15 protein-coding genes and 3 pseudogenes are annotated in these 22,094 nt (G+C 71.7%); 13 read left to right on the plus strand and 5 right to left on the minus strand.

All coding sequences use genetic code 11. The features are described from left to right. Window positions 1-219 precede the first annotated feature (219 nt). Both IE317_RS44835 and IE317_RS36615 read left to right on the plus strand, forming a co-directional pair. Window positions 220-5,169: pseudogene (locus IE317_RS44835) on the plus strand (type I polyketide synthase); the annotation flags it as partial. Window positions 5,170-5,192: 23 nt separating this feature from the next. Next, a complete protein-coding gene (locus tag IE317_RS36615; protein ID WP_229903090.1) occupies window positions 5,193-6,272 on the plus strand; it encodes a Glu/Leu/Phe/Val family dehydrogenase in 1,080 nt (359 codons plus the stop codon). 121 nt (window positions 6,273-6,393) lie between these two features. On the opposite strand, the gene IE317_RS36620 is transcribed toward IE317_RS36615, so the two are convergent. Genes IE317_RS36620 through IE317_RS36630 form a run of 3 tightly spaced genes read right to left on the minus strand, consistent with a single transcriptional unit; the run spans window position 6,394 to window position 7,923 of the window. After that, on the minus strand, window positions 6,394-6,975 hold the full coding sequence (locus IE317_RS36620; protein WP_191315949.1) for a hypothetical protein: 582 nt from the start codon (window positions 6,973-6,975) through the stop codon (window positions 6,394-6,396). Further along, the gene (locus IE317_RS36625) at window positions 6,969-7,622 is read right to left on the minus strand and encodes a hypothetical protein (protein WP_191315950.1); all 654 of its coding nucleotides are present in this window, start codon (window positions 7,620-7,622) and stop codon (window positions 6,969-6,971) included. Before IE317_RS36625 ends, IE317_RS36620 begins: the two co-directional genes overlap by 7 nt. A 31-nt stretch (window positions 7,623-7,653) precedes the next feature. Beyond that, a complete protein-coding gene (locus IE317_RS36630; RefSeq protein WP_191315951.1) occupies window positions 7,654-7,923 on the minus strand; it encodes a hypothetical protein in 270 nt (89 codons plus the stop codon). 19 nt (window positions 7,924-7,942) lie between these two features. Between IE317_RS36630 and IE317_RS36635 the strand changes: the two genes are divergently transcribed. Beyond that, the gene (locus IE317_RS36635; protein ID WP_191315998.1) at window positions 7,943-8,782 is read left to right on the plus strand and encodes an alcohol dehydrogenase catalytic domain-containing protein; all 840 of its coding nucleotides are present in this window, start codon (window positions 7,943-7,945) and stop codon (window positions 8,780-8,782) included. A gap of 140 nt (window positions 8,783-8,922) precedes the next feature. Here IE317_RS36635 and IE317_RS45345 read toward each other — a convergent pair. Next, window positions 8,923-9,027, minus strand: a pseudogene (locus IE317_RS45345) (hypothetical protein); the annotation flags it as partial. Between the two features lie 157 nt (window positions 9,028-9,184). Next, window positions 9,185-9,754 carry a TIGR03086 family metal-binding protein gene (locus IE317_RS36645; protein ID WP_191315952.1) on the minus strand — a complete coding sequence of 190 codons (570 nt, stop codon included), beginning with the start codon at window positions 9,752-9,754 and terminating at the stop codon, window positions 9,185-9,187. Between the two features lie 63 nt (window positions 9,755-9,817). On the opposite strand from IE317_RS36645, the gene IE317_RS36650 reads away from it, so the two are divergent. The 10 genes and pseudogenes from IE317_RS36650 to IE317_RS36695 all read left to right on the plus strand — a co-directional run bounded on the left by IE317_RS36650 (window position 9,818) and on the right by IE317_RS36695 (window position 21,996). Continuing rightward, window positions 9,818-10,561: a helix-turn-helix domain-containing protein gene (locus IE317_RS36650; protein WP_229903092.1), complete on the plus strand. Its 744-nt coding sequence runs from the start codon at window positions 9,818-9,820 to the stop codon at window positions 10,559-10,561. Window positions 10,562-10,666: 105 nt separating this feature from the next. After that, a pseudogene (locus IE317_RS36655) lies at window positions 10,667-10,816 on the plus strand (F420-dependent glucose-6-phosphate dehydrogenase); the annotation flags it as partial. A gap of 88 nt (window positions 10,817-10,904) precedes the next feature. Then, complete coding sequence (locus IE317_RS36660; protein ID WP_191315953.1) at window positions 10,905-12,002, plus strand: hypothetical protein; 1,098 nt, start codon at window positions 10,905-10,907, stop codon at window positions 12,000-12,002. Between the two features lie 1,836 nt (window positions 12,003-13,838). Further along, window positions 13,839-14,270, plus strand: coding sequence for a hypothetical protein (locus IE317_RS36665; RefSeq protein ID WP_229903093.1), 432 nt, complete (start codon window positions 13,839-13,841; stop codon window positions 14,268-14,270). A gap of 606 nt (window positions 14,271-14,876) precedes the next feature. Beyond that, complete coding sequence (locus IE317_RS36670; protein ID WP_191315954.1) at window positions 14,877-15,953, plus strand: substrate-binding domain-containing protein; 1,077 nt, start codon at window positions 14,877-14,879, stop codon at window positions 15,951-15,953. A 79-nt stretch (window positions 15,954-16,032) separates the two neighbouring features. Beyond that, a complete protein-coding gene (locus IE317_RS36675; protein WP_191315955.1) occupies window positions 16,033-17,340 on the plus strand; it encodes an ABC transporter substrate-binding protein in 1,308 nt (435 codons plus the stop codon). Window positions 17,341-17,448: 108 nt separating this feature from the next. Next, on the plus strand, window positions 17,449-18,303 hold the full coding sequence (locus IE317_RS36680; protein ID WP_229903094.1) for a carbohydrate ABC transporter permease: 855 nt from the start codon (window positions 17,449-17,451) through the stop codon (window positions 18,301-18,303). Beyond that, entirely contained in the window at window positions 18,300-19,142 is an 843-nt protein-coding gene (locus IE317_RS36685) for a carbohydrate ABC transporter permease (protein ID WP_191315957.1), read from the plus strand. The genes IE317_RS36680 and IE317_RS36685 overlap by 4 nt, the downstream gene beginning before the upstream one ends. Next, window positions 19,139-20,143: a hydroxyacid dehydrogenase gene (locus IE317_RS36690; RefSeq protein WP_229903095.1), complete on the plus strand. Its 1,005-nt coding sequence runs from the start codon at window positions 19,139-19,141 to the stop codon at window positions 20,141-20,143. Before IE317_RS36685 ends, IE317_RS36690 begins: the two co-directional genes overlap by 4 nt. Next, a complete protein-coding gene (locus tag IE317_RS36695; protein WP_191315958.1) occupies window positions 20,140-21,996 on the plus strand; it encodes a DUF2264 domain-containing protein in 1,857 nt (618 codons plus the stop codon). Before IE317_RS36690 ends, IE317_RS36695 begins: the two co-directional genes overlap by 4 nt. Window positions 21,997-22,094 lie beyond the last annotated feature (98 nt).

Below are 22,094 nucleotides of genomic sequence, written 5' to 3' on the forward strand. Positions count from 1 at the left end.
GTGGCCGCGGGCGCGCGCGCTCGGGGACGCGTGGCGGCCGTGCTTTCGGCACCGGCCGAAGCCGTGCCCGGCCTGCTGCCCGCGGCGCTGGGCGAGCACACGCTCGTCGCCGCCTCCCCGGACCCGGACCGGTTCACCCCGGTGGATCCTCCGGTCGCGGCGGCTTCACCCCTCGCGGAACGGATGGCCGGCGTGACCGGGCAGGATCTCCGGCGCCGGCTGGTGCACCTGGTTCGCGGGGTCGCCGCGTCGGTGCTCGGACACGGCTCGCTCACCGCGGTGCGCCCCGGACAGCCGTTCCACGAACTCGGATTCGATTCGCTCACCGCGGTCGAGCTGCGCAACCGCCTGGTCGCCGAGACCGGTGTCACGCTGCCCGCCACGGCGGTCTTCGATCACCCCACCCCCGCCGAACTGGCCGGGCTGCTCGCCGACCGGCTCGACGGCGGCGCGGGCGAGGCCGAACCGGCGGACCCGGCCACCGCTCCGGACGAACCGATCGCGATCGTCGCCATGGCGTGCCGGTTCCCGGGAGGCGTGCGGACGCCCGAAGACCTGTGGGACCTCGTCGCGGCGGGCGGGGACGCGATCTCGGCGTTCCCGGAGGACCGCGGCTGGGACGTCGACGGCCTGTACGACCCGGAGCCCGGCACACCGGGCCGGTTCTACCAGCGCGAGGGCGGCTTCCTGGCCGACGCGGGCGCCGCCGATCCGGCGTTCTTCGGGATCGCCCCGCGTGAGGCGCTGGCGATGGACCCGCAGCAGCGGGTGCTGCTCGAGGTGGCTTGGGAAACGTGGGAACGGGCCGGGATCGTGCCGTCGTCGGTGCGGGGCAGCCGGACCGGGGTGTTCGCCGGCGCCATGACCCAGGACTACGGCCCACGCCAGCACGAGGCACCGGAAGAGCTGGAGGGGTACCTGCTGACCGGCACGACCGGCAGTGTCGTCTCCGGGCGGATCGCCTACACGCTGGGCTTGGAAGGCCCCGCGGTCACCGTCGACACGGCCTGTTCCTCGTCGCTGGTGGCCATCCACCTGGCGGTGCGGGCGCTGCGGGCCGGCGACTGCGAGCTCGCCCTCGCCGGAGGTGTCACGGTGATGGCCAATCCGGGCATCTTCATCGAGTTCAGCCGCAAGCGCGGCCTCGCCCCGGACGGCCGCTGCAAGCCGTTCGCCGCCGATGCCGACGGCTTCGGCCTCGGTGAAGGGGCGGGCATGCTGCTGCTGGAGCGGCTGTCCGACGCGCGGCGCAACGGCCACCGCGTGCTCGCGGTGATCCGCGGCTCGGCGGTCAACCAGGACGGCGCGTCCAACGGCCTCACGGCGCCGAACGGGCCGTCCCAGCAGCGGGTGATCCGGCGGGCGCTGGCCGATGCCGGAATGTCCACATCGGACGTCGAGGTGGTGGAGGCCCACGGTACCGGCACGCCGCTCGGCGACCCGATCGAGGCGCAGGCGCTCCTCGCGACCTATGGCCGGGACCGGCCGGCGCACGACCCGGTGCTGCTCGGGTCGGTCAAGGCCAACATCGGGCACGCCCAGGCCGCCGCGGGGGTCGCCGGGGTCATCAAGACCGTGCTGGCCATGCGGGCCGGCCGGTTGCCGCGGCCACCCCGCGCCACCGAGCCGACGTCCCACGTGGATTGGTCCGCGGGGGCGGTGGCGCTGCTGACGGCCGAGCGGCCGTGGCCCGCTCACGACCACCCCCGGCGCGCGGGCGTTTCCTCGTTCGGGGTCAGCGGGACCAACGCACACCTCATCCTGGAAGCTGCCGAAGAGCCTCAGGAACCGCCGCGTGCCGGGGACGTGCGGGAGACCGTGCCCTGGGTGCTGTCGGCGCGGACGCCGGAAGCACTGGCCGAGCAGGCCGGCCGCCTCCGCGCGGCGCTGGACGCCGGCCCCGAGGTGAGCCCGGCGGACGTCGCCGTCGCGCTGGCCACCACCAGGACCACGTTCGACCACCGGGCCGTCGTGCTCGCCGCGGACCTGCCGGACTTCCACCGCGGCTTGACCGCGCTCGCCGAGGGGACCGACACCGCGGGCCTCCTCCGCGGCGTCGCCGGCGAGGGCGGCACCGTCTTCGTCTTCCCCGGCCAGGGCTCCCAGTGGCTGGGCATGGCCGCCGACCTCGCGGAGCGGTCGGAGGTGTTCGCCCGCAGCATGGCCGACTGCGCGGACGCGCTCGCCCCGCACGTCGGCTGGAGCCTCTGGGACGTCATCCGCGGCGTGCCCGGGGCTCCCTCGCTGGAGCGGGTGGACGTCGTGCAGCCGGCGTTGTTCGCGGTGATGGTTTCGCTGGCCGCGGTCTGGCGCGCGCACGGGGTGCACCCGGACGTGGTGATCGGGCACAGCCAGGGCGAGATCGCGGCCGCCTGCGTGGCCGGCGCGCTTTCACTGGCCGACGCGGCCGGGATCGTCGCGGTGCGGAGCGCGGCGCTGCGGGCACTGGCCGGGCTCGGCGGGATGGTCGCCGTCGAAGCCCCGGCGGAGGACGTGCGCGAGAGCGTGGCCGGAATCGGCAGGCTCGGCGTCGCCGCGGTGAACGGCCCGCGGTCGGTCGTCGTCTCCGGCGCGGTGGACGTCCTCGAGGGGTGGATCGCCGAGCAGGCCGCGACCGGGGTCCGGGTCCGCCGGATCGCGGTCGACTACGCGTCGCACTCCGCGCAGGTCGAGGCGATCCGCGACGAGCTGACGGCGAAACTGGCGGCCGTGCGGCCCCGCCCGGCCGAGGTGCCGATGATGTCGACCGTCACCGGGACCCTGATCGACCCGTTCGAGCTCGACGCCGGGTACTGGTACCGCAACCTCCGCGAACCCGTCGCGTTCGCGCCCGCGGTGGCCTCGCTCGCGGAGACCGGGCACCGGTTCTTCGTCGAGGTCAGCCCGCACCCGGTGCTCACCGCCGGAGTCGGGGACGTGCTGGCCGAGCACGGTCCCGGCGGCGTGGTCCTGGGCACCCTGCGCCGGAACCAGGACGGGCCGGCCACCCTGCTCGCCGCGTTCGGTCTCGCCCACGTGCACGGGCTCTCCCCGGACTGGACGGCGGTCCTGGGGCCGCGTGCCGGGCGCGCCGTCGAACTGCCCACCTACCCGTTCCAGCGCGCCCACTACTGGTACGTCCCGTCGGTGGCGAAGCGGACGGAAGCGACCGGAGACGCGTTCTGGTCGGCGGTCGAAGACGGCGACCTGGACGTGCTCGGCCGGGCGCTGGAGCTGCCCGCCGACGACCTCGGCAGGGCCCTCACCGGGTTGCGCCGGTGGCGTGCCGAACGGCGTGACACCACGGCCGCCGGGAGCCGGCGCTACTCCGTGGCGTGGCGCCGGCTGCCGGCGCCGGCCGGGGCGGCCCGGCCGGGACGCTGGCTCGTGCTCGGCGCCGAGCTGGACAAGGAACTCGTGGCCGCGCTGGCCGACCGTGGCGCCGACCTCGTCGAGACCGCCCTCGACCGGCTGGCCGACGACGGGGCCGCGCACGGTCCGGTGGCGGGCGTGCTGTCCCTGCTGGCCCTCGACGACGAACCGCTGCCCGGCGAGCCGGCCGTGCCCGCGGGGTACGCCGCGACCCTCGCCGCGGTCCAGGAACTCGGCCGGGCCGGGATCGAGGCGCCGTTGTGGTGCCTGACCCGGGGCGCGGTCCGGACCGGCGCCGGCGACCGCCCGCCGGTGCCCACGCAGGCGCTGACCTGGGGACTCGGCCGGGTGGTCGCCCTGGAGCACCCCGAACGCTGGGGCGGCCTGATCGACCTGCCCGCTGGACCCGGCGCGGCCGAGGCCGGCGGGCTGGCCGCGGTGCTCAGCGGGCTCGCCGGGGAGGACCAAGTCGCCCTTCGCGGCTCGGCGGTGTACGCCCGGCGGCTGCGCCGGGCGCCGGGCGCGCGAGCCGTGCGCTCGTGGCGTCCGGAGGGCACGGTCCTGGTCACCGGGGGAACGGGCGCGCTCGGCGGCCACCTCGCGCGCTGGCTCGCGGCGAACGGCGCCGAGCACCTGCTGCTGGTCAGCAGGCGCGGCCCGGCGGCACCGGGAGCGGCCGGGCTGGAAGCGGAGGTGCGCGCCCTCGGCGCCGAGGTGACGGTGGCCGCGTGCGACGTCGCCGACCGGGAGGCGCTGGCCGGGCTGCTGGCCGCGCATCCGGTCACCGCGGTGTTCCACACCGCCGCGGACCTCGACGACGCCGTCGTCGAGTCGCTCACCCCGGCGCAGGCGGGCCGGGCCCTGCGAGCCAAGGCGGTTTCCGCGGTCCACCTCGGCGAGCTGACGCACGACCTCTCCGCGTTCGTCCTGTTCTCCTCGATCTCGGCCGTCTTCGGCATTCCCGGACAGGGCAACTACGCCCCGGGCAACGCCTTCCTGGACGCGTTCGCCGAGCAGCGGCGTGCCGAAGGGCAGCCCGCGACTTCGATCGCCTGGGGTGCCTGGGCGGACGGCGGGCTGGCCGCGGGCGATGTCGGCGACCTGCTGGAGCGCCACGGCGTCCCGGAGATGCCGCCCTCGGTCGCCCTCGCCGCGCTCCAAGGGGTCCTCGACGCCGACGAGACGACGGTGACCGTGGCCGACATCCGCTGGGACCGCTTCACCCCCGCCTTCACCGCCGTCCGGCCGAGCCCGTTCATCCGGGACATGCCGGAGGTCGCCGAACGGGCGGCCACCGCCGTGGCACCCACCGGCCCGGCCCCGGTCGTGGCCGGGCTGGCGGGGCTCGACCGCGTCGCGGCCGTCCGGGAACTCGTCGGGCTGGTGCGCACCCAGGCCGCCGTGGTGCTGGGGCACCCGTCTCCGGAGGAGGTCGACGAGCAGCGCGCGTTCCGCGAACTCGGCTTCGACTCGGTGTCCGGCGTCGAGCTCCGCAACCGGCTGACCGCCGCGACCGGCCTCCGGCTGCCCACCACTGTCGTCTTCGACCACCCGACGGCGGCCGCGCTGGCGGCGCACCTCGCTGCCGAGCTGGTCACCGAACCCGGTGGCGAGAGCGGCTTCGCGGCCCTGAACCGGGTGGCGGACCTGCTCGCGGAGCTCCCGGCCGGGGATCCGGACCGGAGCCGGCTCGTCGTGCGCCTCGAGCGGATCCTCGCCGACGCGCGGAGCTTCGCCGCCGAGGCCGAGGCGGACCTCACCGCGGCGTCCGACGACGAGCTGTTCGACCTCATCGACCGAGAGTTCGGTGCGGCGTGAACCGCACCAGGAAGAGGATCCCGGTGCTGCCGACGATTCCGGGCGACCGGCCCGAACCGGAGCAGGTGTCGTTCCGCGAGGACGCGGAAAGCGGGCTGAAGGCGATCATCGTGGTGCACTCCACCGCGCTCGGCCCGGCACTGGGCGGCACCCGGTTCCACCCGTACCCGAGCGAGCGGGACGCGCTGGCCGACGTGCTGCGGCTGGCCGAAGGGATGGCGTACAAGAGCGCACTCGCCGGCCTGCCGCTCGGCGGCGGCAAGGCGGTGATCATCGGCGACCCGCGGACGGACAAGTCGGAGCAGCTGCTCCGCGCCTACGGCCGGTTCGTCGGCGAGCACGGCGGCCGCTACATCACCGCCTGCGACGTCGGCACGTTCCCGGAGGACATGGACGTGGTGGCCGCGGAGTGCGCATTCGTCACCGGCCGTTCCGCGGCCGGCGGCGGCGCGGGCGACTCCGCGATCCTGACCGCGGCCGGCGTGCTCGAAGGACTGGCCGCCGCGGCCCGGCACCGCTGGGGCACGGCCGAGCTGGCCGGACGGCGGATCGGTGTCGAAGGCGTCGGCAAGGTCGGCCGCCGGGTCGTGGCGCAGCTCCTCGCGGCCGGAGCCGTCGTGATCGCGTCCGATGTGGACGAAACGGCACTGGCGGCGCTGCCACCGGCCGTGGAGATCGCGGCCGGCCGCGACGAGCTGGCCGCCGCGGACCTCGACGTCTACTGCCCGTGCGCCCTCGGCGGCGTGCTCACCGCCCGGCTGGCGGAGACCCTCACGGCGAAGATCGTCTGCGGAGCGGCGAACAACCAGCTCGCCGAGCCGGAGGTGGCCGGGCTGCTCGACGAGGCCGGCATCCTGTACGCCCCGGACTACGTGGTCAACGCGGGAGGCTTGATCCAGGTGGCGGAGGAACTCGGCGGGTTCGACTTCACCCGCGCCGCGGCGCGGGTCCAGGAGATCCGCCGCACCACCGGATCGATCCTCGAGCTCGCGAAGGAGCAAGCCACGACACCCGTCGCCGCGGCGGACGCGCTGGCCGAGCGGTTGATGGCCGAGGCGGGCCACGGAACTTCTCGCGCCGGTTTGCGGGTGGTGTCCCCGTGAGGCGCGTGCGCCTCGGTCGCGAACCGGAGTCTGCTGGGGGCTGGGGCGTTCGGCGTGGAGGACGCCGGTCCGGCGGTGTCAGCGTCCCGGCCGGTCCCGATCCGGGTGGCAGGGGCGGCGATCACCGCGTGCTCGGCCGCGCGGCGGTCACGTCGGCCGATGCGCCGGTGGCCGAGACGCTGCGGGCCAGCCACACCAGCGCTCCGCCGGCGACGACGTGCACGATGCTGGTGAGCGGGGTGTCCGGCAGCCGTGCCGCGAGCGCCGGTGCGGGCAGCGCCACGAGGTACGCCGCCGGGATGCGGGGGTGGATCCCGGCTCGGAGGAGGGACGCGCCGAACAACACCGCGCCGGTGGCGAAGACCAGCGCGCTGCCCAGCAGGGCCACCCTCGTCGGGCCGCGCAGCAGGTTCCCGGCCACCGCGTCGTCGAGGGAGAACAGGGCCAGGTTCAGGGTGAAGGCCGCGCCGCCGAACAGGCCGAGGCCGACCGCGTTCACCGTGTAGGCGACCGCGCCGAACGTGCCGGCCGCCGTGGCCTGCTGCAGGTGGAGGACGGTCAGGAGCGGGACCGCGAACGCCGGGGACAGGCCGAGCACGAAGCTCGTCGGGGCGGTTTCGCCGGTGAACGCCTCGATCAGGCCGGGCACCGCGATGGCGAGGCCGGTGAGCACGCCGCACCAGGCGCCCAGTCGGGTCAGCATGGGAATCTCTCTGGCGAGTAAGGGTTTTCCCCGAACGGTAGGAACTCCGCCGGCCCGCGGGAAGTGCCGGCCGGTGTCGCGTGGCCGGACGGCACGTGCCGTCCGGCCGAAGTGGGCCATAGCAGCCGCGAACCGCCGTATAGCAACAGGTCGTCGTCCGCGTCCGGCATCTTCGCGGCGGCCTCGGTCAGCACCCCGAACGCGGCGTCGAGAGCATCCGGTTCGCGCAGGTCGTGATGGCACTGACGCAGGTAGTTGCCGAGGTTGTTCAGCAACGCGGGATGCCGGTCCAGGTTGACGGCGGTTTCGTAGGCGGTCCGGGCGCGGCGCAGATCGGAGGCCTCGCCGCCGCTGTCGTACCGGTCCATCAGCGCGTTGCCGAGTTCGTCGTGGTAGTCCGCCGCACCTTCGATCGCCACGATCGCCGCCCACCGGTGGACAGCGTCGTCGGCATCCTGCCACCGTCCGGTGCGCGCGTGAGCGTCCCTTGCCTCATCAGCTCGCCGGATCATCGCCGCGAGGTCGATCGCGTCCGTCGACATGCAGTCACACCTCGTCAGTCCTCGTCTTCGGGCTCTCGAAGGCTGTGGCGTACTGAGCCGGTTCGCCAGGCCGGATTCGGCGTCAGCGTCGATCCCGAGACGCATCGGAGACCACCCCGCCGAGCGCTGATCAGGTTCAGGACTTCGCCCGGACGGGTGGGACGAACGAATCCGGGCCGGAACGCTCGAACTCCTGAAGGAGGTTGTCCTTCAGCATCTTCGAGTTGGTGATCCGGCTCTGCAAGCCTTCACCGAGGCAGCGTTCGGCCAGCGTGTCGAGGGAGCCGAAGGTGACGACCTTCGTCAGTTTCTGGGCGTCTCGTTGATCTATTTCCGCCATCTTGTGGCGGTACTCCTCGTCGCGGCCCGGGTGTTCCCGCTGCAGGTCGGCGATCTGGTTCTCCAAGGCTTCACGCTGAGGCCTCATCTCGTTCTCGGAGGGCGTCGGCATCATCGAACGCGTCGGTGCCGGCGTGCCGGAGAGCCGGATCGGGCAGCGGGTGGCGCTGCCGTGGCTCGGTTCGGCCTGTGGTGAGTGCGGCTTCTGCGTCTCCGGCTGGGAGACGCTGTGCGAGGCTCAGCAGAACACCGGCTATTCGATCGACGGCGGCTACGCCGAGTACGCCGTCGCGAACGCCCACTACGCGGTCCTCGTGCCCGAAGGTGTCCCGCCGATCGAGGCGTCCCCGCTGACGTGCGCAGGCGTGACGACCTACAAGGCCGTCAAGGTCGGGGACGTCCGCCCGGCGGACCGGGTCGCGATCTTCGGCGTCGGCGGCCTCGGTCACCTCGCCATCCAGTACGCGCGCATCGCGGGTGGCTTCGTCACGGCGGTCGACATCGAGCCCGGAAAGCTCGACCTCGCCCGCGAGCTCGGTGCGGACCGGGTCGTCGACGCGAGCGCGGGCGACCCGGCCGAAGCCATTCAGGCGCAGGGTGGAGCGGACGTGGCGATCGTGCTGGCCGCGGCGCCGAGTGCGTTCGAACAGGCTCTGCGCTCCTTGCGTCGCGGCGGCCGGCTGGTGTGCGTCGGCATCCCTGCGGGCGGGGTCCTGCCGGTCCCGATCTTCGAGACCGTGATCAAGGGCATCTCGGTGATCGGCTCGATCGTCGGCACGCGCAAGGACCTGGCGGAGGTGTTCGCGCTGCACGCCGCCGGCCGGACAACCGTGACGGCCGAGGCGCGGAAGCTGGAGGACGTCAATGACGCCTTCGAGGAGGTGCTGGCCAACCGCGTCCCGGCGCGCTTGGTGATCGAGTTCTGACTTCGCAGCAGCAGGCGGGCGGGGGTACCACGGTGTGCGTGCTCGCGTGCGGCAGTCCGAAGCTGCCCCCGAGCACGTGGCAGAGCTTGGTGCAGGCCCATCACCGCCGAGGCCAGGCACATTCCGGCCAGCCACGCGCCTCGGAGCAGGTCCGATCGCGCCTCGAGGCCGTCCGGCTCGCCGGCGAGCCGGCTCAGCCCGTTCGCGATGCCCGAGATCGCGTCGAGCGCCCAGCCGTCGACGATCGGGTTGGCCTCGCCGAATACAGCGCGTCAGCGGCTCGCCCGGCGACCTGCCCGATGACTCGCCCATTGCGCCGACCTCCTTGGGCGTCACGCCGGGCCGGCCGAGGTGTTCTTGCCGGCCATCGCGGGGGAGATGGCCGGCATCACTGGTCGGAGACTACGTCCAGGCGGGATCGCGGCCGGTCAGGCCGATGATGCGGGCCAAGGTAGGTGCGTCGGCCGGCACCGCGACCTCCGGTCCGTACATGCCCATCGCCCGACCCTGCTCGACGCCGGCGAACACCGTGTCGTGCAGGTGCGCCAGCAGGTCGGCGGGCAGTTCCAGCCGCTGGCCGGTGGCGACCGCCAGGTCCCAGCCGTGCACGGCCAGCTCGCCGATGATCATGTCGCCCATGACCGGCGCGGGCAGCATGTGCGGCGTGCCCATGCTCGTCTCGCCCTCCCAGGCGCTCGGCGGTGCCCAGGACGACGTGATGTCGTCGAGCAGGGCGAGCAGGCGGCCGCGCCAGTCGCCGGCCGTCAGGTCCACATCGGACTCGGTGGCCGCCGGCTGGGGGACGGGCTCCTTGCGGCCGGCGCCGGCGAGCGACGGTCCCCAGAACAGGAGGTGGTTGACCAGTGAGCGGACGTCGTACTCCGTGCACGGAGTCTTGTTGGCGAGCTGGTCGTCGGTGATGGTGCGGGCGACTGCGGCCACGGCCTCGGCCGTGGTGGACAGGTGTGACATGACGGCAACGCTAGGTGGCGCGGGCCGGAGGGTATTGGACAAAGACGACGTACACTCTGCGCTGTGGGGCGGGACGTTCGTGAGCTGCGGAGTGCGTGGACCAAGTATCAGCACCACGCGTTCCACGAGCCGTCGCCGGCGCTCGCGCCGTGGGTGGAGCGGTATTGGGAGGCTCGCTGGGATTACGTCGAGCCCTACCGGCAGAAGATCGTGCCGTACCCGAACGTGCACCTGGTGTTCGGCGGCGGCCGCGCGGACGTCAACGGCGTCCGCAGCGGCTACCAGCTCAGGGTCCTCGAAGGACGCGATCGCGTGTTCGGCGTCGCGTTCCGGCCGGGCTGTTTCCGCCCGTTCCTCGGTGCCTCCGTCTCGACGATCACCGACCGCGTCGTCCCGGCGGCCGAGGTGTTCGGCCCGGACCTGCCGACGACGCTCGACGTGCCGGCCGTGGAGGCGTTCCTGCTGGAACACCTGCCGGACGACGACCCCCGGGTGCGGCAGGCGGTGGCCGCGGTCGAGCTGATCGCCGGGGACAAGGCCGTGACCAGGGTCGAACGTCTCGCCGGCGAGCTGGGGCTGAGCGTGCGGGGGCTGCAACGGCTGTTCGCGGAGTACGTCGGCATCGGGCCCAAGTGGGTGATCCGCCGCTACCGCCTGCACGAGGTGACCGCACGCATGGCCGCCGGCGGGGTGATCGATTGGGCCGCGCTGGCGGCGGACCTCGGCTACGTCGACCAGGGCCACTTCATCCGCGACTTCAAGAGCATGTTCGGCGAGCCACCGACCTGGTACGCGCAGCGTTATTAGGCCGCCTCCCCGGATTCGAGTGTGGGCCGCGTCCCGGCGCGGGTCCGAGGGAAGGTGCTGCGTAACTGAACGGCGCGTTTGCACGATCTTTCACCGGCAGAGTTGAGCCACCCGGACGAGGCCGTCGCGCAGATCAAGCCGTACCTGGACGCGGGGCTGAACCACCTGGTCTTCCACGGCCCGGGCCACGACCAGGAGCGCTTCCTGACCCAGTTCTCCGAGGACGTGCTGCCGAAGCTGCGCGCCCGGGCTTGATCGTAACGACGACCCCGACCCGCGCGACTCACCGGGAGTGAGCCAGTCGATCTTCAGAGCGAGGAGGCGGACGCCCGGGTCAGCGGCCGTGCAGGTTATCGCGGCTTCGCTGGCGATCGTCGCGGTGGGCTCCGGCTTCGCGTACCTGTTCCAGGTCGAAGACATCGACCATTCGAAGACGTCGGTCGGCCTCGAGGTTCAACGTCCCGACGTTGGCATCCCGGGCCCTTCACTGCGGTTCCTGGTGACGGCGAACAGCCTTGATCCGGTTGAGCGAAAGCTGAAGGCCACTTTGTCCATCGTCCCCACTCCGCTTGAGAACCGCCCGGAGTTCGTCGACAGGAATTCGCAGCCGGTGGTCGATGCCACGACAGGCAAGCTACGCCCGGAGTTCGCCGACTCGAAGCTGAGGATCCGGATCACGAACCTTTGGGTCGAAGACGTCGAGGTCTTGTACCCGCTGGCCAAGGTCGTGGATCCGCGCGGTGTGCCGGATACCGTCGAAGTCGGGTTCTCCGTTCCCGCGATCGTCGACCCGGCCGACTTCCCGAACGAGACGTACTCCCTCGACCTCGGCATGTTCGTCTTTTTGCCCGAAGGCATATCCGCTGTAAAGCAGTGGCGTGGTGTGGCACCTGTCCCGTTCGTGTTCGGCGTCGCTGCCGCAGATCAGCTCGGGCACTGGACGATCGATACCGATCGGGTCGTCTCCCAGGGAAAGTCGAAGTACGGACTGCCGCTGATCGCTGTCAAGTTCGCCCGTGGCTGGCCGTACTGGGCGTTCGTCTACGCGATCAGCCTCATGCCAGGAGTCATCGGCCTGAGCTTTGCCGTACGGACACGTCGGCGACGCGGCTCGACCGGGGAGGACACGTCCGCGGCCATGGAACTTGCCGCCGCGCTGCTCGCGCTCATCGCCTTGCGCCAAGTCTTCGTGCCCACGGACGTCTCAGGACTGACCCGACTGGACATCCTGCTCGGCGGACAACTGCTCGTCGTGTGCTGGCTGATGGCGGCTGCATACGTACGTACACCGGCCGAGACACCGGCGCCCGAGGCTGCCCCGCCGAAGCCGAGCACAGTCCGGCGAGCTTCCATCCGTCTGCGAGGGCACGTTCCCCGCTTACCGGACGGCGCCGCGAGCCGGTACCGCTCAGCCGACGGGAGCCGATCGGACACCGGCTGAGGAGGTCGAACTCGCGACAAGCCCGGGGAAGGCGCCTAAATGGAGGTGCCGGCCGCTCTTGGCCATCGCGCGGAACGGCGGCTTGGGCAGGCGAGCGCCGCGTCATCTCAGTCCCGCTTGCCCGGCTACCGAGGCTGCCCGCCGAGCTGTGGGGCGGCAGGGACAGGAGCCGGGCGCGCCGAGAGCCCCGGCCTGGTGGCGCGGTGGCAGGGCGCGCACGCCGGCACCGACGTCGCCGGGCTGCCCGGCAATGAACGGCTTCCCCGGGTTCCGGCGGACCCGGAAGTGACACGCTGTATCGGTGTTCAGTACATAAGCTGATAGTACGTGCTAGTGTTAAGTGTCCATTAGTCTGCCTCCATGTCAGAAGTCGATGAAGTGCCTTTCGTGCGGGGCGACATGGTGTGAGTTCGTTGGCCGTGGAGCGGCGAATGGATCTCTGGCCGTGTTCTCGGCGTTGTTCAGTCTCGCTGGCTCGTGGACGGGATCGCGGTACGGACTGCGGTCAGTGCTCCGGAAGAGTTCTGGATCGGCTCCAGTGTTCGTCTCGTTCCCGTTGGTACGCCGGTTACTTGGGAGTTTCCGCTTGACTGTGTTCGGTTGGTCGAGCGTGACCCTGACTGGGATCCGTATGTCGCCGAACCTTTCCTGGTTCCGGACGAGTATGCGTTCATCGCCGGAGCACCGGGCTTCCCGCGAAAGGTCTATGGCGTATCCCATGTCGGCGCCTACCAGGGTGTATCAGACTATCGGGCGAACGACCCGGTGTGGGTGTGGGAAGAGGCTTGGAGACCCGCTGTGGTCATCGACGCTGGGGAAAAGTGGATCCGCGTGCGGTATTGGGGCGGCTTCAAGACCGCAAGGGTAGTTCGTCCAAGGCGTACCGCTCGACACGCGTCTGGCCGGTAATCTGCGATTTCCCAGAACCTGTTCGCGTCGTCACGATCGAGTCGCATCTTCGTCGGCTGACTCCGCAGGAAGCGTACGACTGGGGACTGTGGGATGGGTGCCGGGACCCGAGTTCGATCGCCCGGCACTGCGCTCGTGCATGGGGCCGGGAAGCAGGTGACTTCGTCGCGCATGACCACCTGCTGGTGCGGCACTCAGACGGCACCTTCATCTACCTAAACGCGCAAGCGGATGGCCAGTAGGGATCGGCGTGATCGGTTTATGGCTCCTGCTTGCGTCGGGCACGGTGTTGTTTGGTGGGCTTGCGCTGGTGGCTGTCCTATTGACGAAGCTCGACGGCCACCAGCGGTTGCGTTCGATCAAGCTTGAGGCCCGTCTGGGCCGTCGGATTGGGGTCGATGTTCGCCTCGAGCGATGCAGTGAGGATCCAAAGGTGGAAGTGGTCACACGGTCTCATGAGCTCGGCAGGCCCTCGTGTCCGTTCGGCGCAGAATCACCCGGACCGCGCGTTCCAGACACGCTGTCGGCCGTTGAGGCAAGGGGATGCCCAGTACCTCGACTGCCAGCCGGATGTAGTCGTCCGAAGCATGAACCGCGTTGCCTGTAGCGCGTGACCATCCGAATCCCGCTGCTGTAGGGCATCGTGACACTTGCCGCACCGTGACCTCCCATGCCTCGGCAAGAACCCGGCTGGTATCTGGCCGCTGTCCGGCGGTATGGTCTGGTGCATGAACACGCATCCCGCGCAGGGATGCCACGCACATGTGTTCGAGTCCCCCCTCGGACACAAATACGTGGGAGATCTCCCAAACCACAGAGTAACTGGCCCGCCACGGCGGGTCTTTCTCGCGTTCAGCTCCCGCCGATCTCGGCTACGCTGATCTTGACCGCGCCCTCCCCTCGCGCAGCACGTCGGGGAGGTGTCGCATGACAGGCATCCCCTCCTTGGCCCTGCCCAACCGGATCACGGCGCCTGACCTGGGACGCGTGGCTTCGTTGCCTGTGCCGATGGGCTTGCCGCCGTTGCGTGATCTCGGTGCGGCGGATGGTCCGCGGCTGTCGATCGCGTTGATGGAGGGGGGAGGGCGGCTGCAGGATCGCGGCGCAGTCGCGGCCCTCGGCTGGAGTGCAGGTGATCGCTTGCTGACCACCCTCGTCCGGACCTCGGTGGTGATCCGGCGGCGTCCGGACGGGGTGTTCGTCATGCCCCGCAAACCCTACGTCACGCTCCCGGCTCCGGTACGCCGCAGCTGCGGAGCCCTGGCGGACAGCCGGCTGCTGCTGGTCGCCGACCCTCTCCACGACGTGCTCATCGTCCACCCGGAAGCCGCCATGCAGGCGATGCTGCGTCAATGCTGACGGCCTGCTGCGTTGTTTCAAGCAGAGTGGCCACGTCGCACCTTTCTTGGCATAGTGAACGAGCCGGGTGACAAGCTCCCGATCAGCACCCGGAAACGGTGCGTTCAACACCCGATTACGAAGGGCGAATCACCGCGAGCCGATCGTGCATCCACCATGCGATGCCGTCAACCAGCCTTGATCATCACTGGTCGCAGAAAAAGGCGACAACCATACCCGGAAGCATGACACCTGCCGACAAATGGGCACGCTAGCCATGTACGAAGCGTTATCTAGCCATCCCGCGCCCGGCGCGCGGCCGGCAAACCCAGCCATTCGACGGAACTGAAGCGAAGTCCGGTGCGGGCTGGTTCCACAAGTGGTCGAGGCCTCGATCCCGACGTACGACCGCGATGAGCCGGTCATCACCGAGCACGGTGCCAACGCCCAGTCGGTACCTATGTGGAGCGGCAAGCCACGGCCGGCGTGCTCCGCCGTCTCGACGGGTGAAATCGCACGCACACCCGTGGCCGCTCCACCACTCGGCAGCGCCGGCTCGACCAGTGCGTCGGCTGATCGTTATGCTCGGAGAACGATCGAACGAACAGCCGACGGACGAAGGCCGAGATGCGGGAGTCGGGTGCGGACCGGCGAAGGCGGATCCTGGCCGTGGTGGAGGCGCGCGGCCAGGCGCGGGTCACCGAACTCGCCACGGAGCTGGCGGTCTCGGTGATCACCGTGCGCCGGGACGTCGAGGAGCTGGCCAGGGCCGGGCGGCTGCGGCGGGGCCACGGCGTCGTCCGCTCGCTGGTTCCGCGGCGGCCGGAGCCGGCGCCCGCGGCGGCCGGTGGCGGGCCGGTGGTGCTGGTCGTTCCCGAGCGCCACGCTTACCTCACCGAGGTCCTGCACGGGGCCCGTGGCGCGCTGGAGGAGGCTGACGTCCGGGTCGTGCTGCACCCGGCGCCGCAGGTTCCCGGCGCCGAGCGGCTGATCGTCGAGCGGCTGCTCGCCGACGACGCCGGGGGTGTGCTCATCGCGCCGCGCTGGCGCAGCGTGGGCACCGAGGAGGCGGACGACGGCTGGCTGGCCGCCGCCGACGTCCCGGTCGTCCTGATGGAACGGCGGCCGCGGCCGGGAAGTGCGTTGCACGCCCGGGATTCCGTCTGCACTGACCACTGGTACGGCGTCCACCTCGCCGTGACGCACCTGCTTGCGCTGGGCCACCGGAGGATCGTCCTGGCCGCGCGCGACGACAGCCCGACCGCGCGGGCGCTGCGCGCGGCGTTCACCGGCATCTGCACCGGACGGCCCGAAATCGAGGACTGGACCGTGGTGCTCAGCGCGCCGGGCGCCGGTCAGGAGCCGGTGCGAGACCTCGAGCCGCTCGCCGATGTGCTGCGCGAGCACGCCGCGACGGGCGTGATCATGCACGGCGACGTCGATGCCCTGATGCTCGTCCAGCAGCTGGCGGACGCGGGGATCATGGTGCCCGACGACTGTTCGGTGGTGGCCTACGACGACGTCGTGGCCGCGTTGGGCAGCACGCCGTTGACCGCGATCGCGCCGCCCAAGGCCGAGGTCGGCAGGCTGGCCGCGGGGCTGCTGCTGGAGCGGCTGCGCGGACCGGCGGGACGGCCGCCGCGGCGGATCGCCGTGCTGCCTGAGCTGAAGGTGCGTGGGTCGACGCGGCCGCTGATCGATTGACCGAGTTGGTCGGGGCTATTGACCGGAATTCGTTCAGGCGCCCAAACTGCGGGGAGTTCGCGACCCGCAGGAGGCATCGATGCCTGTCCGACCCAGCCGCCGGACCGTGCTCGCCGCGGGTCTCGCCTGGCCGCTGGCTGCCGCGTGCTCGAGCGCCGGCGGGGACGCTCCGCGTGGTGCCACCCGGATCACCTTCTGGTCGGCGCTGCGGGGCAGCCAGCAGGTCGTGGACGCGTTCAACCGCTCGCAGAACCGGATCCACGTCGTGTTCCAGCAGATCCCGTCCGGAGACCAGGGCGGGTACGCGAAGCTGAGCAATGCGGTCCGCGCGGGCAACGCCCCGGACATCGCCACCATCGAATACCCGCAGGTGCCCGGGTTCGCCATCGACGGCGTGGCCAGGGACATCACCGATCTCGTCTCCGAGCGCCTGCGTGCGAAGCTCCTCCCGCAGGCACTGCGCCTGACGACGTTCGCCGGGCGCGTGTTCACCGTGCCGCTGGACGTCGAGCCGATGGTGCTGCACTACCGCACCGATCTGTTCGCCCGGCACGGTTCGGGCCCGCCGCGCACGTGGGACGAGTTCACGGCGGTGGCCCGCAAGGTCCGCGACGACCGGCGCCGGCTGGTGGCCTTCGCGACCGACGGGGCGACCCAGTTCGCGGCGGTCTCCTGGCAGGCGGGCGCGCAGTGGTTCGACACCGCGGGCGGTGCTTGGAACGTCTCGCTCGCCGACGCCGCGACCCGCCGCGTGGCCGGGTACTGGCAAGGCTTGATCGACGAAGGTCTCGTGTTCGCGAACGGCGTGCAGGGCAGGCAAGGGGACGCGCAGATCGGGCAGGGGCTGGTGCTGGCCCGGCTCAGCGGCGCCTGGGACGCGGGCGCGCAGATGAAGGCCCGGCCGGGCCAGAAGGGCCAGTGGGCGATCGCGCCGCTGCCCCAGTGGGATCCCGCGGACCCGGCGGTCGGGACGCACGGCGGCTCGACCTTCGCCGTCACCCGCGACAGCGCGCATCCGGAAGCCGCGATGGAGTTCATCGAATGGCAGGTGTCGCACCCCGACGCGTTGCGCGCCCGGCTCTCCAGCGGCACCAGCAGCCAGTACCCCGCCGCGCCGGACCTGGTCGAGGTCGGTCGGAAGGCGTTCGACCGCCGCTACTACGGCGGCCAGGACGTCTACCGGCTGTTCGAGGCCGAGGCCGCGAAGATCCGGGACGGCTGGACGTGGGGACCGCGGATGAGCGCGACCCAGCGAGTCCTGCAGGACGGGTTCGCCCGGGCGAGCGCCGGCCAGGGCACCCTCCTGGAAGCCGTCCGCGACGCCCAGCGCGCCACCATGCCGGACCTGATCGCCCTGGGGCTGGCGACCACCGAGCACAGCAGCTGACGAAGGAGACCGATGACGACGACACTCGCGCGTCCGGAAAGCGCTTCCCGGACGCCCGCGCCGCGTGTCCGGAAGAGAAACCGGCAGGGCGCCGCCTGTGCTGTGTTGATGGCCCCCTTCTTCGTGCTGCTGGTGGTGGTCTTCCTGGTCCCGGCCGGGACGGCGCTGTGGCTGAGCTTCTTCGGCGCCGACGAACCGGGTCTCGGGTTCGGCCCGGAGCACACGATCTTCGTGGGCTTGCGCAGCTACGTCGCCGTGCTGGCCGATCCGACGTTCCTCAATGGACTGTGGGTCGTCGCGCTGTACTGCCTGCTGTACCTGCCGCTGCTGGTCGTCGCCTCCCTCGGCCTGGCGCTGCTGCTCGACTCGGGAGCCGCGCGGCTGCGGGCGTGGGCGCGGCTCGCGCTGTTCCTGCCGCACGCGGTGCCCGGTATCATCGCCGCGATCATCTGGCTCTACCTCTACATCCCGGGCCTGAGCCCGGTGGTGGACCTGTTCGGCCGGGCCGGGATCACGATCGACTTCCTCGGCGTCCACACGGTCATCCCGTCGATGGTGAACATCGCGTTGTGGAGCAATCTCGGCTACAACGTCGTCGTCTTCTACGCCGCTTTGCAGGCCGTGCCGCGCGAGGTGATCGAGGCGGCGGTGGTGGACGGCGCCGGCGGTGTCCGCAGCGCGCTGTGGATCAAGACGCCGATGATCCGCGCGTCGATCGTGATGGTCGTGCTGTTCACGCTGATCTGGTCACTGCAGCTGTTCACCGAGCCGATGCTGCTCTCACAGGCCACGCCGATGATCACCGCGCGGTTCTCGCCGAGCATGTACATCTACGACGCCGCGTTCACCCGCAACAACTACGGGCTCGCCGCGGCCGCGTCGGTGATCCTGCTGGCCTGCACGATTGCGCTGTCCTACGGCGTCACGCGCTGGGCCAACCGCACCCGGAAGGTGGCCGCGTGAACCCGCCGAAGCTCCTCGGCCGCGCGGCCGTCAACACCGTCGTCGCGATCTCCGTGCTCTACACCCTGCTGCCGGCGTTGTGGCTGGTGCTCGCCGCGGCAAAGGACCGGGACGCGTTGTTCGGCAGTAACATCCTTTCGCTGCAGGGATTCTCGCCGCTGAAGAACCTGCAGGACCTGTTCGCCATGGACAAGGGGATCTACGGCCGCTGGTACCTCAACAGCCTGCTCTACGCGGTCGGCGGCGCCGCGGTCGGCGCGCTGGCGAGCATCGCCTGCGGCTACGCGTTCGACAAGTACCACTTCCGGCACAAGGAAAAGCTGTTCGGGCTGGTCCTCGCCGCGGTCATGGTGCCGCAGACCGTGCTCGCGCTCCCGCTGTACCTGCTCGCCTCCCGCACCGGCGTCGTCGACACGGTGTGGGCGGTGCTCGTCCCGGTGCTGTTCAACCCCTTCGGCGTCTACCTCAGCCGCGTGTTCAGCCAGGGCTACGTGCCCGGCGAGGTTCTGGAGGCGGCGCGGATTGACGGCGCGGGGGAGCTGGCGACCTACTTCAAGGTCTCGCTGCGGATGCTCGGCCCCGGCGTGGTCACCGTGTTCCTGTTCCAGCTCACCGCCATCTGGAACAACTTCTTCCTGCCCATGGTGATGCTCTCCACCCAGAAGCTGTACCCCGTCAGCCTCGGCCTCTACAGCTGGAACAGCGCGGCCACGACGTCGCCCGAGTACTACCCGGTGGTGATCATGGGCTCGCTGCTGGCGGTCCTGCCGCTGGTGCTGGCGTTCGCGCTGCTGCAGCGGTTCTGGCGCTCGGGGCTGACGGCGGGGGCGGTCAAGTGAGCCGTGCCCGCGCCGCGATCGCGATGGCTCCCCGGACCGCGGCGGCAGTGCTCGACGACGGCGCGATGACGGCGTTGCGCCGCGTCTGCGACCTCGCCGACGGAGTGCTCGACGACTTCGCGAGCCCCTCGGCCCCCGCCGTCTTACACGACGTCGAGCTGCTGGTCACCGGCTGGGGCTGTCCGCCGCTGGGCCCGGCCGTGCTCGCTCGCGCGCCGCGGCTGCGGGCCGTCGTGCACACCGCCGGCTCGGTCCGCGGGCACGTCACCGAAGCGTGCTGGGAGCGGGGGATCGCGGTGACGTCCGCCGCGGCGGCCAACGCGGTGCCGGTGGCCGAGTACGCCGTGGCGATGATCCTGCTCTCCGGCAAACGCGTCCTGGAGCGGGCGCGCGACTACCGGGCGGCCCGCCGCCGCGACGACCCCCTGGCCGTGCCGCGGCACCTGGGCAACCACGGCCGGACCGTCGGAATCCTGTCGGCGTCGATGATCGGACGGCGGGTGATCGGCCTGCTGCACCCGCACGACTTCCGCGTCCTCGTGCACGATCCCCACCTGAACGCCGCGGAGGCGGCTGAGCTCGGCGCGGAAGCGGTGAGCCTGGCCGAGCTGTTCGCCCGCAGCGACGTCGTCAGCGTGCACACCCCACTGCTGCCCGAAACCCGCGGGCTGGTCGGGCGCGAGCTGATCGCTTCGATGCGGCCGGACGCCGTGCTGATCAACACCGCCCGCGGGGCCGTCCTCGACCAGGACGCGCTGGCCGAGGCGACCGGGACCGGCCGGATCCGGGCGATCCTCGACGTCACCGACCCGGAAGTACTGCCACCGGGACATCCCCTGTGGACGGACGACAACGTGCTGATCACCCCGCACCTGGCCGGCTCGCAGGGCAACGAGCTGCGGCGGCTCGCCGAGCTGGCCGTCGCCGAGGTCACCCGCTGGGCGGCTGGGCAGGCCTTCGCCCACCCCGTCCACCGCGAACGCCTGGGGATGATCGCGTGAAGCTGCCCGGCGAAGACCGCACGCTGAGCCCGTACACCGGGTACACGCGCGACCACTGGGTCGCCGTGGCGGACGGCCTCCTGACGGCGGCGTGGCACTGGGCCACCCCGGGTGGTGCCCGGCTCGACCTGCCGGGGCCGCCGTCGGGCAGCGGCGTCCGCTCGGACGGCCTGGAAGGCTTCGCCCGGACCTTCCTCGCCGCCGCCTTCCGCGTCACCGGGGAGGACGGGAAGGACCCGCACGGCTGGCTCGAGCGGTACGCCGGGGGACTCGACGCGGGCACCCGCACGCCGGGCCGCGACGACGCCGAGTCGTGGCCGGTCATCGGCGACCACCACGTCGCCGGCCAGCCGATGGTCGAGTCGGCGTCGGTCGCCCTCGGGCTCCGGCTGACCCGGCCCTGGCTGTGGGACAACCTCGCGCCCGCCGTGCAGGACCGGATCGAGGCGTGGCTGCGCGGCGCGCTGCGCCACGTCCCAGCGCCGAACAACTGGTACCTGTTCCCCTTCACCGTGGCCGGGTTCCTCGCCTCGGTGGGGCGCGGCGAGACCGAGACGGCTCGAGCCCGCGACCGGGCGCTGGAGCTGCTGGAGAGCTGGTACCGCGGGGACGGCTGGTACGCCGACGGCGACGGCCGCGCCTTCGACCACTACAACGGCTGGGCGTTGCACCTGTACCCGGTGCTGGACGCCCACCTCGCCGGCGAGGAGACCCGGTTCGGCCCCCGGCTGAGGGAGCACCTGGACAGCTTCGGGCTGTGGTTCGGCGGCGACGGCGCGCCGCTCCACTTCGGACGATCGTTGACCTACCGCTTCGCGGCCGCGTCGGCGGTCGGCCTCGGCGCCGTCACCGGGAACACGCCGTTACGGCCGGGCGTGTCACGACGGCTGATCAGCGGGGCGCTGCGCTACTTCCTCGACCGCGGCGCCGTCGACGAGCACGGACTGCTGAGCCTCGGCTGGCACGGACCGCACGCGCACACGGTGCAGTACTACTCCGGACCGGGCTCGCCCTACTGGGCGTCGAAGGCGTTCGTGTGCCTGCTCGCACCCCCGGATCATCCACTGTGGACGGCGACCGAGGAACCGGCGCCGAGCGAGACCGCCGACGCGGTGCTCGCCCTGCCGGCGCCGGGCCTGCTGCTGCAGTCGACCCGCAGGGACGGCGTCGTCCGGCTGCACAACCACGGCAGCGACCACGTCCGGCCGCACGAAGCCGAGTCGGCGGCCGAGGACAACCCGCACTACGGCCGGTTCGCCTACTCGACCCGGACCGGGCCGACCGCGCGGGGCAACCCGGCGGACAACCACTTCGCGGTCGTCGTCGCCGGCGTGCGCAGCGTCCGGCGGCGGGTCCACCCGCTCGGGGTGGGCCAGGCCGGAGGCTGGGGCTGGGCGGCGTCCTGGCACCGTCCGGTGTTCGGCCGCGGCCCGGCGACGGTACCCGGCCTGCGCGTCGAGAGCGTCACCGTCGTCCGCGGATCGGACGAGCTGCGGGTACACCGCGTCCTCGGCGCCCCTCCCGGCGCCCGCGTCGAGCAGACGGGCTGGGCGACCGCGCCCGGTGAGTCCGTGCTCCGGCCGCTGTCCGGCTGGACAGGCCGGGACGAAGTCCGCGCTCCGCACGGCACGGCCTTCCTCCCGTGGGTGTCACTCCCACGGCTCACCGGGGACGTCCACGGCACGGCGGTCGTCGTCGCGCTGGCCGCGTTGGGTGCCGAGCCGCGCGACCCGGTTGCCTCGGTCACCGAAGAAGGAGCCGAGATCGGGTGGCCGGACGGGTTCGCGGTGCAGATCCGGTTCGGACCGCTGCGCGTGCGCGTGGACCCGGTGCGGTCAATGCCAGGGGGTTGAGAAAGCGATTACAAAGGTGGTATCGGGAGAGTGTCGTCGCGGTGATGTTCGGCCAGCAGGTCGGCCGTGCTGTGCGAGCCGGAGGCACACGCCCCTTG

This window comes from Amycolatopsis bullii, assembly GCF_014654205.1.
Lineage (GTDB): Bacteria > Actinomycetota > Actinomycetes > Mycobacteriales > Pseudonocardiaceae > Amycolatopsis > Amycolatopsis plumensis.

Bases quoted from the DNA above. Each gene is read 5' to 3' on its own strand.
- IE317_RS36620 (WP_191315949.1), bottom strand. From the start codon at position 6,975: ATGCTGACCCGACTGGGCGCCTGGTGCGGCGTGCTCACCGGCCTCGCC.
- IE317_RS36625 (WP_191315950.1), bottom strand. From the start codon at position 7,622: ATGCGTCTCGGGATCGACGCTGACGCCGAATCCGGCCTGGCGAACCGG.
- IE317_RS36645 (WP_191315952.1), bottom strand. From the start codon at position 9,754: ATGTCACACCTGTCCACCACGGCCGAGGCCGTGGCCGCAGTCGCCCGC.
- IE317_RS36665 (WP_229903093.1), top strand. From the start codon at position 13,839: ATGACAGGCATCCCCTCCTTGGCCCTGCCCAACCGGATCACGGCGCCT.
- IE317_RS36670 (WP_191315954.1), top strand. From the start codon at position 14,877: ATGCGGGAGTCGGGTGCGGACCGGCGAAGGCGGATCCTGGCCGTGGTG.
- IE317_RS36675 (WP_191315955.1), top strand. From the start codon at position 16,033: ATGCCTGTCCGACCCAGCCGCCGGACCGTGCTCGCCGCGGGTCTCGCC.
- IE317_RS36680 (WP_229903094.1), top strand. From the start codon at position 17,449: ATGGCCCCCTTCTTCGTGCTGCTGGTGGTGGTCTTCCTGGTCCCGGCC.